Origin of the sequence: Larkinella rosea (assembly GCF_003858635.1) — a bacterium.
Lineage (GTDB): Bacteria > Bacteroidota > Bacteroidia > Cytophagales > Spirosomataceae > Larkinella > Larkinella rosea.
In genome coordinates this window covers 663989-677709 of record NZ_RQJO01000007.1, presented here as the reverse complement: position 1 = coordinate 677709, position 13721 = coordinate 663989, and the positions used below count along the sequence as shown (strand labels likewise).

Annotated in this window: 12 protein-coding genes; 4 read left to right on the top strand and 8 right to left on the bottom strand. The window is 49.3% G+C overall.

Going from position 1 to position 13721, the window contains the following annotated elements:
* Positions 1–358: 358 nt before the first annotated feature.
* On the bottom strand, positions 359–1483 hold the full coding sequence (gene hisB, locus EHT25_RS03095) for a bifunctional histidinol-phosphatase/imidazoleglycerol-phosphate dehydratase HisB (RefSeq protein ID WP_124870501.1): 1125 nt from the start codon (positions 1481–1483) through the stop codon (positions 359–361).
* A 240-nt stretch (positions 1484–1723) separates the two neighbouring features.
* On the opposite strand from hisB, the gene EHT25_RS03090 reads away from it, so the two are divergent.
* From EHT25_RS03090 to EHT25_RS03080, 3 genes are all read left to right on the top strand, one after another.
* Entirely contained in the window at positions 1724–2683 is a 960-nt protein-coding gene (locus tag EHT25_RS03090; protein WP_124870498.1) for an NYN domain-containing protein, read from the top strand.
* The gene (locus EHT25_RS03085) at positions 2684–4027 is read left to right on the top strand and encodes an anthranilate synthase component I family protein (protein WP_124870494.1); all 1344 of its coding nucleotides are present in this window, start codon (positions 2684–2686) and stop codon (positions 4025–4027) included.
* A 394-nt stretch (positions 4028–4421) separates the two neighbouring features.
* Positions 4422–6320 carry a DEAD/DEAH box helicase gene (locus tag EHT25_RS03080; RefSeq protein ID WP_124870490.1) on the top strand — a complete coding sequence of 633 codons (1899 nt, stop codon included), beginning with the start codon at positions 4422–4424 and terminating at the stop codon, positions 6318–6320.
* A gap of 123 nt (positions 6321–6443) precedes the next feature.
* On the opposite strand, the gene EHT25_RS03075 is transcribed toward EHT25_RS03080, so the two are convergent.
* The 3 genes from EHT25_RS03075 to apaG form a co-directional block, all read right to left on the bottom strand.
* Entirely contained in the window at positions 6444–7823 is a 1380-nt protein-coding gene (locus EHT25_RS03075; RefSeq protein WP_124870487.1) for a monooxygenase, read from the bottom strand.
* 84 nt (positions 7824–7907) lie between these two features.
* Complete coding sequence (locus tag EHT25_RS03070) at positions 7908–8681, bottom strand: O-methyltransferase (protein WP_124870484.1); 774 nt, start codon at positions 8679–8681, stop codon at positions 7908–7910.
* 39 nt (positions 8682–8720) lie between these two features.
* Positions 8721–9107: a Co2+/Mg2+ efflux facilitator ApaG/CorD gene (gene apaG, locus EHT25_RS03065; RefSeq protein ID WP_124870481.1), complete on the bottom strand. Its 387-nt coding sequence runs from the start codon at positions 9105–9107 to the stop codon at positions 8721–8723.
* Positions 9108–9288: 181 nt separating this feature from the next.
* Between apaG and ung the strand changes: the two genes are divergently transcribed.
* A complete protein-coding gene (ung, locus tag EHT25_RS03060; protein WP_124870478.1) occupies positions 9289–9954 on the top strand; it encodes a uracil-DNA glycosylase in 666 nt (221 codons plus the stop codon).
* 88 nt (positions 9955–10042) lie between these two features.
* On the opposite strand, the gene lepB is transcribed toward ung, so the two are convergent.
* The 4 genes from lepB to EHT25_RS03040 all read right to left on the bottom strand — a co-directional run bounded on the left by lepB (position 10043) and on the right by EHT25_RS03040 (position 13710).
* Positions 10043–11179: a signal peptidase I gene (gene lepB / locus EHT25_RS03055; protein WP_124870475.1), complete on the bottom strand. Its 1137-nt coding sequence runs from the start codon at positions 11177–11179 to the stop codon at positions 10043–10045.
* 112 nt (positions 11180–11291) lie between these two features.
* Positions 11292–12014 (bottom strand): 4-hydroxy-tetrahydrodipicolinate reductase, encoded by a 723-nt coding sequence (dapB, locus tag EHT25_RS03050; RefSeq protein WP_124870472.1) that lies wholly within the window; start codon positions 12012–12014, stop codon positions 11292–11294.
* A 21-nt stretch (positions 12015–12035) separates the two neighbouring features.
* Positions 12036–12683, bottom strand: a complete 648-nt coding sequence (locus tag EHT25_RS03045; protein ID WP_124870468.1) for a DUF5683 domain-containing protein — start codon at positions 12681–12683, stop codon at positions 12036–12038.
* A 109-nt stretch (positions 12684–12792) separates the two neighbouring features.
* Positions 12793–13710: a ParB/RepB/Spo0J family partition protein gene (locus EHT25_RS03040; RefSeq protein ID WP_124870465.1), complete on the bottom strand. Its 918-nt coding sequence runs from the start codon at positions 13708–13710 to the stop codon at positions 12793–12795.
* Between the last annotated feature and the right edge of the window lie 11 nt (positions 13711–13721).

Here is a 13721-nt window from a genome sequence, read left to right as displayed (position 1 = left end):
TGACCGTTGGAACGGTTTTTATTTTTTTCAAAATCCCGAATTTGAAGTCTTAAACCCGGCTTTAACGCTCAGGTACAAAAACAAAAAGGGACCAATGGCCCCTTTTCATTCAGTATGGTATTGATTATCAGTGGACTATTCAAAAACCGCCCCGATGTACGTTCAATTAATAGTTCCGCTCGTGGTTTTCCAGCCAACGACCCGCAATAAATGCCGCAGTCAAAAGAACAATGTAGAAAATGATAGTAGCGATTGTTGAGAACATAAGAAAGCCCGTTTTATTGGTTGTTAACGCAAAAATATAAAAAACTGCTTTGAGACCACATAAATAACCGGATTAATCTTCGGGCCGGTTTTATTACAGAACGCCTTTAGTGCTCGGCAACGTATCCAGTTCTTTCAAATCACGTTTCACCGCCATTTTAATCGACTTGGCAAATGCCTTGAAAATGGATTCAATTTTGTGGTGCTCATTATCGCCCTCCACCTTGATATTCAGGTTGCAGAGGGCGGCATCCGAGAATGATTTGAAAAAGTGGAAAAACATTTCCGTTGGCATTTCCCCGATTTTCTCCCGCCGGAATTCGGCGTCCCATACCAGCCACGGCCGACCGGAAAAGTCAATGCCAACCTGGGCCAGTGCTTCATCCATCGGCAGCAAAAAACCGTACCGGCTGATGCCCCGTTTGGTTCCCAGCGCCTTGCGAAAAGCTTCCCCCAGCGCCAGCGCCGTGTCTTCAATGGTGTGGTGCTCGTCGATGTGCAGGTCGCCTTTCACGCGAATGGTCAGATCGGAACCGGAATGACGGGCCACCTGATCGAGCATATGATCAAAAAAACCGATACCGGTTTCGATCGCTGCCCGCCCGCGTCCATCCAGGTTGAGTTCAACGTGAATTTGGGTCTCGTTCGTGTTGCGATCGACAACCGCCGTCCGCGCGGGTAATTTCAAGCGCTCATAGATCAAATCCCAATTGTCGGTCGTTAATACCAACGCATCGTGCATGGCTTCGGTCATGCCCTCGATTGGGTCGTTGGGAGCGATCAGAATCGCTTTTGAGCCCAGATTAACCGCCATCTGGATGTCGGTCAGCCGGTCACCGATCACGTAGCTTTCCGGCAGATTATACGAATCGGTCAGGTATTCGGTCAACATACCGATACCCGGTTTTCGGGTTGGGGCGCCGTCGTGGGGATAGGTACGATCGATATGAACGGCTTCGAAATGGATATTTTCCCCTTCCAGGGTCTTCATCATTTTGTGGTGAGCGGGCCAGAAGGTATCCTCCGGAAAAACCGCTGTACCCAAACCATCCTGATTGGTTACCATCACCAATTCAAAGTCGGTTTCTTCGGCAATCTTCCGCAGGTTGGAAAGGACTTTCGGAATATACTCCAATTTTTCGAGCGAATCGACCTGTTGATCAGGCTGGGGTTCGAAGATAATGGTGCCGTCCCGGTCGATGAACAAAACTTTCTTCATAAGGCTATTTAGTGGTCTGCAAAGGTAGCGAATGATCCACTGGAACAGCAATGCTAATATTTTTTTGTAGTATTGCATTATATACATCATCCTACCCTTCTCTGCAAAAAATAAAAATAAGCTTGGAAATACGTAACTAACACTCTTTCAGGTTAGTATATAAATTGCATACCGATTAACCGGAAACGCCCCATATCATTTCGTTACAACCTAGTTTTTATTTTTCCATTTCGCACAAAAATGCAAGCAGACAAATCCACTAAACTAACCCGTATTGCAGTAATTTATGATGGCAATTATTTTTTACATGTAAGCAATTATTACAATTATTCACACGAAAGGCGAAGCCGCATCAGCATATCGGGTTTACACGAATTCATACGGTCGCAGGTAGCGCAGGAAGAAGATACCGATTTTCGCCTGTGCCAGATCGTTGACGCACACTACTTTCGGGGCCGATTGAACGCCCACGAAGCCAGTCAGCGCGGGAATCAATTGTTTTACGATCGTTTGTTCGACGACATTCTAATGTCGGAAGGCGTTGTTACCCATTATTTACCGGTTAAAACATTTCAGGGATCCCGCCAGGAAAAAGGAATCGACGTCTGGCTGGCGCTGGAAACCTTCGAGTTAACCATTTCTAAAAAATTCGATGTGGTTGTTCTCATCACGGCCGACGGCGATTATGTTCCACTGATCCGAAAACTCAACACCCTCGGCACCCGGTTGATGGTATTGAGCTGGGATTTTGAGTATTACAATGACGAGGGTGAGAAAATGGTGACGCGCACGTCTCAGGACCTGCTGGCCGAAGTGTCGTATCCGGTTGCCATGCACGAAATGATCGATACCCGACTCCGGAAAAACGATCCGTTGATTCAGAATCTGTTTGTCAAACAATCGGCGCGGATGTTGATCGGAAACAATGCGCCGGTTTCGGTCGGCAATGGATTCGATAGCTATTCCAATGGTTCGGACGATGACTCCGACCCTTCCGACTACAAAATCAGCACCATTCGGAGTCTCAAAAACGGGTACGGTTTTATTAATTATCCCCCCAACAACCTGTTTTTTCATTACACGAGTCTGAATGATATTGACTTCAACGAATTGCAGGTCGACGATGAGGTGAAGTTCCGGATTGGAAAAAATGCGGAGAGCAAAGACATCGCGATCGACGTTCATCTGGAAAGTAACTAAATGATTGCCGCCCGCAGTCGACAAACGTATACAGTATTGCTCGAATCAACGGGTTCCGGCCAACCCGTTGATTTCTGGCAAACAAAGGCGCTGGAATGGGCATCGAGTCGGTTTGACCACGTCGTTTTTTTTACGAATAATCAATCCCAGCTTCCGGATTTTTCGCTCCCGTACGGCAGTTTTCCGAGCCGGTTAGCTGCGGGCGTCTATAAAACCGTCGCTTTTCCACCGGATTTGGATCCGTTCAGTACCTTATTCCAGTACCACCGGCAACATCCGGATTTTTTGATCGGTTATTTGGGGTACGACCTTAAAAACCGCATTGAGCCCCTGCAAAGCCGGCATGCCGATACGCTCCACTTCCCGGAAATCTACTTTTTTGAACCACTTCACGTCATTGATTTTGAGAACGATCGGGTCACGGTTCGTTCCCATGAAAATCCGCAGGAAGTCATGGACGCCATCGGTTCTTTTCAAAGTGATTCGCACCGAGCGGATCGTTCTCTGGCGCATAAAAAAGGCGATACTGTCCAATGTCGGGTTACGCCGGACGAATACCGCGAAACCGTTCGACAGATCAAGCAGGATATTGTGGAAGGGACAGTTTATGAACTCAACTACTGCATCGAATTTTTCCTCGAAAAGACCGAACTTGATCCCCTCGCGGTTTATAGCGCACTGTCGAAACAGTCGCCCATGCCATTCTCCCATTTCCAACGCATTGGTCATCAATACGTTATTGGAGCGTCACCCGAGCGGTTTCTGAAAAAGGAAGGCAACCGGCTGATTTCCCAGCCAATTAAAGGCACCATCCGGCGCGGCCAAACCGCCGATGAAAACCGGCAGCTCCGCGACCAGTTGCGCAACAGTGAAAAAGAACAGGCCGAAAACCTGATGATCGTCGATCTGGTCCGGAATGACCTGGCCCGCTCGGCCGAAACCGGTACGGTTCAGGTGGATGAACTCTTCGGGATTTACGAATTTCAGCCGCTGTTTCAGATGATTTCGACGGTTTCGGCGACGCTCCGGTCGGATGTGCCCTTTACCGACGCCATCCGGAATGCATTTCCGATGGGCAGCATGACGGGCGCCCCCAAAGTCCGGGCCATGGAGCTGATCGATCAGTACGAAGCCAGTCGCCGGGGCTTGTATGCGGGTGCCGCCGGTTTTATCACGCCCGAAGGCGATTTCGACTTTAATGTTATGATCCGCAGTATTTTTTACAATCACCAAAACCGCTCCGTTTCTTTTTCGGTGGGCAGTGCCATTACCTACGATGCCGACCCTCAGGAAGAATACGAAGAGTGTCTGTTAAAAGCCAACGCCATCATGTCGGTCTTTTAACGACGATTTCGTAAAATAATGCAATTAATACCAAATCAGATTTGCTCTTTTCAAAAAATCTTCTTACTTTTGCAACAGTTTTCAAGCGGACATCCGTCCGACCTCTGTAAAAGATACTCTTCATGAGCTTTTTTCTATTTCCACAGAGCAGCACGGATGTCAACCGGTTAGGGGTTTAACATTCGTTGGGCGCATCTGTTGGGGCAATTGCATTGGTGACATCATTCACTTTGGGCTAAGCTGGGCATTTTCGGGTATTCCTTCACGACTGTATCTCACAAATTTTACGTATCGTTTGCCGATTTTTCGCAATCGGCACTGCATGGCCGTGCAGAGCGAGCACTTCTGCCGATTAACGCTTGTATAAGTTTCATTTTTAAAAACTCTTACAAGTATGACTCCTGAAATCACTGAACAGGAAATTATTGTTGTCCCTGGCAATCACCAACGGACATTTGCCGATCTGAACCTGCCAGACGAATTGTTGCAGGCGGTTACTGAAATGGGATTTACACATCCCTCACCTATTCAGGCCGAAGCCATCCCTCCCATTTTTCAAGGCCGCGACGTGATTGGTCAGGCTCAGACCGGTACCGGAAAAACCGCTGCCTTTGGGATTCCGGCCGTCAATCTGGTCGATGTAACCGAACGTCACCCGCAGGTACTGGTGCTGTGCCCAACCCGCGAGCTGGCCGTACAGGTAGCCGAAGAAATTCGGAAATTATCCAAATTTAAAAGAGGCATTCGGATTGAAGCCATCTACGGTGGCGATTCAATCGAACGCCAGATCAAATCACTGAAAAGTGGTGTGCATATCGTCATCGGTACGCCCGGTCGTGTCATGGACCACATGGAGCGTCGGACCCTGAAACTGGATAACGTCCGGATGATGATTCTGGACGAAGCCGACGAAATGCTCGACATGGGTTTCCGGGAAGACATCGAAAGCATTCTGGAAGATATGCCGGAAGACCGTCAGACGATTCTGTTCTCGGCCACGATGTCGAAACCGATCATGACGATCACCCAGCGTTTCCAGAAAGATCCCGTTCTGGTAAAAGTGGTGCGAAACGAATTGACCGCCCAGAACATCGAGCAGGTTTTCTTCGAAGTAAAACCGAAGGCCAAAGTGGAAGTGATGTGTCGTTTGATCGACATGCACAACCTGAACCTGCTGCTGGTTTTCTGTAACCAGAAAAAACGGGTTGACGAAATCGTCGAAGATCTGCAAATCCGTGGCTATCAGGCCGAAGGCTTGCACGGCGATCTGCGTCAGGCGCAACGAAACAACGTGATGTCGAAATTCCGCTCGGGTGTCACCAACATTCTGGTCGCTACCGACGTAGCCGCCCGGGGCATCGACGTTGACAATGTTGACGCCGTTATCAACTTCGATATTCCCCTCGACGAAGAATATTACGTACACCGCATCGGTCGGACGGGCCGCGCCGGGAAATCCGGAAAAGCATTCTCGCTGGTCGGCAAAGACGAAAAATACCGCCTGCGCGAAATCCAGAATTACACCAAAGTTCGGATTGAAAAAGGTGTTATTCCTTCTTTCGAAGACATCGTCGGTCTGCGCAAAGCGCGGTTTATCGACCAGGTAAAACAAACCATCGAAAGCAGCACCGATCTGAATCTGTACGATGATCTGCTGACGGCCCTGCATCACTCCGGTTTTTCGACGGAGCAAATCGTTTCGGCCCTCGTCAAACGCGGGATGGGCATCGAGAAAAACGAATTCTCCGACCAGAACCTGGGTCACGACGACGATCGTCGGGAACGCCGGGAAGGTGGTTCACGCTTCGGTGATCGGGATCGCGGGGGCCGTGAAAGCAGCGGTCGTTTCGGCGATCGTGGTGGCCGCGATGGCGGTTCACGTTTCGGCGATCGTGGTGGCCGTGATGGCGGTACACGCTTTAGCGAACGTGGTACCCGTGGCGAAAGCCGCTTTGGTGATCGGGATCGGGCACCCCGTTTTGGCGGTCGCGAAGACAGCCGGGGTGAAGGTCGCCGGTTTGAACGCGACGACAACCGCGCTCCCCGCGAACAGGAAGCCAACATGACCCGGATCTTTGTCAGTGTGGGTCGCCGTGACTTCATCCGTCCGGGCGACATTGTGGGTGCCATTGCCGGCGAAGCGAACATCCCGGGCAGCAGCATCGGCCATATCGACATCTTCGACAAACACACCTACGTTGACGTTCCCCGCGAATTTGCCAACAAGGTTGTCGACGTGATGGAAGGAAATACCATCAAAGGCAAACGTGTTCAGGTCGAAGTAGCGCGATAATTGAACAAGCACAAAAAAACCGCTCAAGTAGCTTGAGCGGTTTTTTTGTGCTTGAGAAGATAGAAGTGAGACAAGAGATGAAAGACTTGGTATTTCTATTGTCTCTTGTCTATCTTCTCACTTCTACTCTTCCAAATAATAGCCAAAAATAATTCCCATTTCATCATCGCTGGTCAGCCCGAAATTTACGTCTTTGCTGGTGGTATTGTTGTACGTAATTTCGGATACCAGCGCGTCGCCTTTTGCCAGAAGAATGGGCGTTGTAAAGGTTTTAATATCCGGATGCTCCCAATCCGTTGAGGTATAAATCACTTCCCCATCCCGGGCTCCACCTTTGATCTTCACCACAAATTTTTCGCCCAATTTGTGCGTATGAGAAGTCAGAACCAGCACTTTGACCGGTTTCGACATCACAAACGTTTTGGAAAGCGTTACGCGGGTTTTGGCCGGAATAGGCAGGTCCGTGTTATTAAAATCCATCGTTTTGACGACGCTCTTCACTTTTGCCTTTTCAGTGGTATATAAATTCACAAAAACTTCACCGGTAATGGAAGCCGTCGTTTTATTCACGTAATGCGAATTCATGTCCATCGTGGCATTAGCCGGAATTAATAACGCCGTACCTTCCGGAAAAGCATAGTCGATGTAAGGTGCCTGTACACCAATAAAATAAACGTGGTTTTGCATCGATAGCGCCGTCAGCAGATTCAGCGTATTGTCGGAATTACGCAAGTCCCGAACCTCGTTCATGGCGGGCAGATTCTGGTTATTGCGGAAATTATAGAGCACAAAATGATGACTGTTGGGCCGCATTTTTACTTCAAACCGGTTTACGTACATATCCTGCGTATTGCCAATCGTTTTCCGAATAAACAACTCCCGCTCGAAATTGGGAATGATCGTAAACGGATCCAGTTTCATCTGTAGACCGGTTCCGGCCGCCGGGACCGGCAAGCCTTCAAAATTGCCCGTCACCGGCGTACTCGGGGTTTTGTCGTCCAGCAGGGTCGAATCGACAACGGCCCCTTCCTTGGGTGCTCCGGCTTCGATCCAGCGCCGAACAAACTCAATCTGCCCAACGGTCAGCGGCTCTTTCCCCAACGGCATCGGATTCCCGTAATTGGCTCCGCTGTGGTGACTGGCTGCGGTATTCAATTTGTGGTACAGCAAACTTTCCAGCGCAGCAAACGGCTTCACGCGCAACAACCCATTGGCTTTGGCAGTACTGTTGGAAGGTTCTGCACTGACCAGGTTTTTGTAGGCCACGTTGGCGGTCAGCACTAAATGATGCTGATTAAAGGTCGGATCACTTTCGGAAGAATGGCAGCCCGACACGGCACAGGTCGGCGTCAGAATCCGTCGTTGTAATTGGTCCAGACTGGACGCAACGGGTTTGGGCTGAGCGTCCGGGTCTTCCCCGGATTTTTGACAGGATGCGACCAAAAGACCCAACCCTAAGGCTCCCAACAAACTCAGTTTAAAAGGATGTAAATGCCGTTGCATAGGACAGAAATTCTACAGTGAATGGGATGAATCGTATTGAAAACGAGAACAATGACTGGTTTATTTCCCGGCGTGGACCCGCATTCAGAACGTTAATATGAAGTCCTGTTTGGGTTGCTGACTTCGGAAAAACACGAGACCGATGTAAAATAAATCGATCGAAACCGTCACCGAAGGATGCGCTTTAATCGTCGCCCAGGCTTGTTCCATTTCTTCCGACCAGTGAATATCGTCAAAAATAAAACAGGTATCATTATGCGCTTTTGAAAGACAGGTTTCAAAATACCGTACGGTTGGTTCGTAGCGGTGATTGGCGTCAAAAAACGCAAAATCAACCTTCGGGACGGTCTTCAATCGTTCTGGTAATGTCTGATCAATATTTCCCGTTATAATTTCAACATTCGTCCGATTCAGTTTCTGAAAATTGCGGGCAGCCACGGCTGCGGTTTGCGGACATCCTTCAAATGTCAGGATTTGGGCGCTAGGAGCGGCTGCGGCTTCGTGCAATGTGGTGATGCCAAGTGAAGTCCCCAAATCAACGATGACCTGAGAACCAAACCGCCGAATGAGCCGATACATCAACCGGCCAAACCGCTCCGGTTTTTGCGAATTTTTTGCAATATCCCGAATGGCCCGCTCCCGCGCTGAATTGATGCGGGAACCCGCTCCAAAATCGGTGATCTGAATCCGGTGGTCATCCTTTAACAGCTCCTGCTGCAAGGCATGGATAGGAACAAATGCCTGCTCCTCCGGATTATCGGGTCGGATGATGGTGGAATAGAGATCAAAAACGAAAGGCGAATGCAGGGAATGCGCATCCCGCGCTTTCAGAAGATACTTTATATAAGCACGAATCAAGAAATGAAAACCGCTCAGGCGGACTTTTACTGCATGAAATTAATTTAACCGATACGGAACCACCATCATAAACTCCGGAATATTGACCCGAAATTGCTTTCCATCAATAATCCGCTCCATCAAATAGGTTCCGCTCATTTTGCCCAGACTCGACCGCAGGTTGCAGCCCGACACGTATTCGTGCGTTTCGCCCGGTTCAAGAATGGGTTGCTGGCCTACAACGCCCTCCCCTTCCACTTCGCGCGCCATGCCGTTCCCATCGTAAATAACCCAGTGACGGCGCAGCAGCTGAACGGTTGAGGTTCCTTTATTTTCGATGGTAATCCGGTACGTAAAAACAAAATGAGCTTGCATCGGACTGGAATATTCCGGTTGGTATTCCGTCATGACGCTGACCTTGACGCCGTCGGTTACTGCCGATATCATTTATTGATCTGTTGTTTATAAACCTTAAAACGAAAATTAAATTTTAGAGTTTATAATTCCAAAAAGGGTCATCAAATATTTTAGGTTTCGCCTAATTTTGCCCGATTGATTGAAATAAAACAGCCCGGGTTTGACCGGAATTGTGTTTATTGTTTACCTCGACATTTCAAACCCTATCTTCATGAAGGTTGCGATTGAACCCTCCTGGCAGCAACGTCTGCAGGCAGAATTTGAAAAACCGTATTTCACCCAATTGACCGAATTTGTCCGATCGGAATATACAACGCAACGGTGTTATCCGCCGGGCAAGCTCATTTTCAACGCGTTTGATAAATGCCCGTTCGATCAAACCAAGGTGGTTATTTTAGGGCAGGATCCCTATCACGGCGAAGGCCAGGCCAATGGGCTGGCGTTTTCGGTGAACGATGGCATCACCAAACCACCTTCACTCGTTAATATTTTTAAAGAAATTGAGACCGATCTGGGTACGCCCATTCCCAAATCCGGGAACCTCGAACGTTGGGCGGTTCAGGGCGTTTTGTTGCTCAATGCTACCCTGACCGTACGGGCCAATCAGGCTGGTTCGCACCAGAACAAAGGCTGGGAAACCTTTACCGACGCGGCCATCCAGCATCTTTCCTCCGAAAAAGAAAACCTGGTTTTTCTGTTGTGGGGCGCTTATGCCCAAAAGAAAGGTGCGGTTATTGACGCCAGCAAACACCTGATTCTCAAAGCTAAACATCCATCACCCATGGCGGCCCAATGGGGCGGCTGGTTTGGCACCCGGCACTTCAGCCAAACCAATGCGTATTTGAAAAAGAAAGGATTGACCGAAATCGAGTGGTGACCCGTACCGACGGACTTTAGTCCGTTTTATTCCTGCTACTTGGTCTAGCTTGCTAAAACACGGACTAAAATCCGTCGATAGGTGTGTTTTATTCGATAATCCGGAACAAGCGATTCCAGCGGATTTTCTTCAGAACACTTTCCGGATTGGGATCAATGGACATCCAGATGAAAACCGCCTTGCCCACGATGTGATCGGCCGGAACAAAGCCCCAGTACCGGGAGTCAGCGGAGTTGTGGCGGTTATCGCCCATCATGAAATAATAATTCTGCTTGAAGGTGTAGGAGGTAATGACCTTGCCGTCGATTTTGACCGATTTTCCGTCCAGCTCAACTTTTTCGTTGTCTTCGTATTTCTGAATTACCGGGCCGTAAAGCGCAATATTTTTCTCATCCAGCTGAATGGTTGCACCCTCTTTCGGAACCGTGATCGGACCGTAATTGTCGACATTCCAGGGAAACAGGGACGACTGCGGATAAACCGGCTGGAACGGATTGACCATACCTTTGGCGGAACTGATCGCGTCGATGCCCTGCACAAAATCCTGCTGTTTCAGGAGGGCCGCCGTTTCAGGGGTAGTATGAATCCGGTAGCCGGATGCGTCATTGGCCGCAATCGTGTCGCCGTATGTTTCCGTACTTTGCTCAAAATCCGTAATGTCGTACCGCTTGAAGACTTTAGCGCTGATCACCGAATTGGTTTTCAGGAAGTATTCCGTTTCCGATTTTACCGGATCCGGGAAAACCTGCCCATTGACGAATACTTTCCGATCCCGCACTTCCAGCACATCACCGCCAACGGCAATGCAACGTTTGATGTAGTTTGTTTTCAGATCCGTCGGATACTCTTCAGGCGGGTAGTTGAACACGACCACATCGCCTTGTTTGACCGACGAGAAACCGGGCAACCGGAATTGCGGCAGTTGAATCCAGTCGAGGTAGGAAGGGATTTCGGTTCCCCAGATTTTCTGGTGCGTCAACGGCACCTGCAACGGTGTTTTGGGCGTCCGGGTTCCGTAATGTAGTTTACTTACAAACAGGAAATCGCCTACCAGCAGGCTCTTCTCCATGGAAGGCGTCGGAATTGTAAACGCTTCCATAAACAGCCAGCGAATCAGCGTAGCCGCAACAACCGCAAATACAATGGAATCAATCCACTCACGGAACGGCGATTTTTTCTTTTCACTGCGTTTGGTGGCGGTTTCCTGGTTTTTAACAACTGACATGCTCTTGTAAAATAATGAATAATGAACAATGAATAAGGAATATTGAGCCACACGGCAGAGTCAATTTCGTTATTCGTTATTCACTATTCGATGTTCATTAATAGCAACTTTATTAAATACTTTCCCCCAACAGATCTTCCATACCGAAAATGCCCTGTTTGCCAACGAGCCATTCGCCGGCGGTGAGCGCTCCGAGGGCAAAGCCCTGGCGGCTGTAGGCAACGTGTTTGATCTCAATTGTATCGACATCTGAATCGTACCGGACAACGTGCGTTCCCGGAACCGTCCCTTCCCGCAGGGATTCGATCAAAACCGCATCGGGCTGTTCTTCCGCGTCATTGATCCAACGCGTTTTGTCTGGCAACTGGTCAATGATCCCTTCGGCCAACGTAATGGCCGTTCCACTCGGTGCGTCTTTTTTCTCCGTATGGTGGATTTCGGTCATCGAGACGTGGTAAGACGGATACCCTTTCATAAACCGGGCCAGTATTTTGTTGAGCCGAAAAAACAGATTGACTCCGATACTGTAGTTCGATGCGTAAAAAAAACCGCCCTGCGTCTCGCGACACAATGCTTCAATTTCAAGGCGGTGTTCGAGCCAGCCGGTTGTACCGCTAACCACCGGCCAGCCGCGTTTCAGGCAATCCCGGATGTTGTCGACGGCGGCTTCCGGTGCGCTGAATTCAATGGCCACATCGACATCGTCTTTCCTTAGTGTTTCCAGATCGGCGCGGTTGTTGATATCGATCCGACCCGCAATTTCGTGCCCCCGGTCCAGTGCAATCTGTTCGATGGTTTTGCCCATCTTACCGTATCCGAGTAATAATATTTTCATTAATTAGCTGTGAATCATTAATTAGTTTTTAAACTGAAAAGCAATTCGAATGCCCGGCACCGGCAATGGACCGATAACGGGCATCAATAAACCGGGTTTCACCTGCATCGTTAAATCTTCCGAAATATCGAATGTTTTCAGGTGAGCGGTAACATTGGCTTCAATCACATTGACACCCCACAAGAGCCCACAACCGAGCAAATTATAATCGCGGTACCGGGCCACGGCCCGGGCGGCCCGTTCCAGTTGCGCCACTCCGATGTCTACTGAATAACCCGGTACCTGCGTGACCTGACCCGGGCTGTAATTGGCAATAATTCCGTATTTCCGGTAAAACTTGTAATCCTTACTGTATTGGCGGGAAAAGTAAATCATCGTTCCAAAACCGGCATAGATGATCGGCACTTTCCACCAGTGCCCGTTGCTGATCTGGCCCCAACCCGGCACCAGCGCCGACCGAATGGTGGACTGTCGGGGAACAATTTTGCGAATTGCCGCATTCTGTTTGGCCGTCAACGGAACGGTATCAGCCGCAACTACTTTGCTGGTCGTATCCGTCGTAATCAGTTCGGTTTTACCAACCGGTGAAGCTGATGGCGTCTGTCCCATCGACATACCCGCCAGCAAAACAAAGGCACTAACCCCAACAAAGTTTCTCCACTTTTTCACATTAATTATCCGGTATGCTGTCATAATTCTGCTGAATGCAATACAAACGCTAGTTTAACAACGAACGGTTTGCCAGTGAAACAACAGAAAGCCGGGTAATTAACATTTTTTATGCCTTGTAGTTCAGTACTTCCAAAATCCGGTTCATCTCATCCTGCGACGTAAACGGGATTTTGATCTCGCCTTTGTGCTTGTCGTCTGCCTTGATCGAAACCTTGGTTCCGAACATCGACGACAGCTTAAACTGAAGTCCCCGGATTTCCTGCTTATACGGCGTCGAACGGCGTTCAGGCTCCTGTTCGGGCGTTGTCGACAGCGACCGAACCGCTTCTTCCACCCGTCGAACCGACCAGTCTTCGTCGATCAGTTTGTTGAAAAGCCGAATCTGAATGTCCGGATTGTCGACATTGATGATAGCCCGGGCGTGGCCCATCGAAATTTTGGTATCACGCAATGCCGCCTGAATAACCGGCGGCAGTTTCAGCAACCGGATGTAATTATTCACCGTCGTGCGGTTTTTACCAACGCGCGCGCCCAGTTCCTCTTGTTTCAGACTACACTCGGTAATCAGCCGCTGGTAGCTGAGGGCAATTTCGATCGAATTCAGGTTTTCGCGCTGAATGTTCTCGATCAGCGCCATTTCCAGCATTTGCTGGTCGTTGGCCTGCCGAACATACGCCGGAACGTGCGTCAACCCGATCAGTTTCGATGCCTGCAAGCGCCGTTCACCGGCAATCAGCTGGTATTGGTCACGGCCCAGTTGCCGAACCGTAATGGGCTGAATGATTCCCTGCACACGGATCGACTCCGCCAGTTCCATCAATGCTTCCTCGTCGAACCGGGTCCGGGGCTGAAACGGATTGGTTTCAACGTGGTTGACGCTGATTTCCGTCATCGTCGAAATGGACTCATACGGCGACGGTTTACTGGGTCGGTTGACCTGGTCGCTGTCGTGCAATAAGGCTCCCAATCCCCGGCCCAAACCTATCATTTTCTTCGGATTACTTTTTGCGTTCGTATTATCCATGGCTGCTTGAT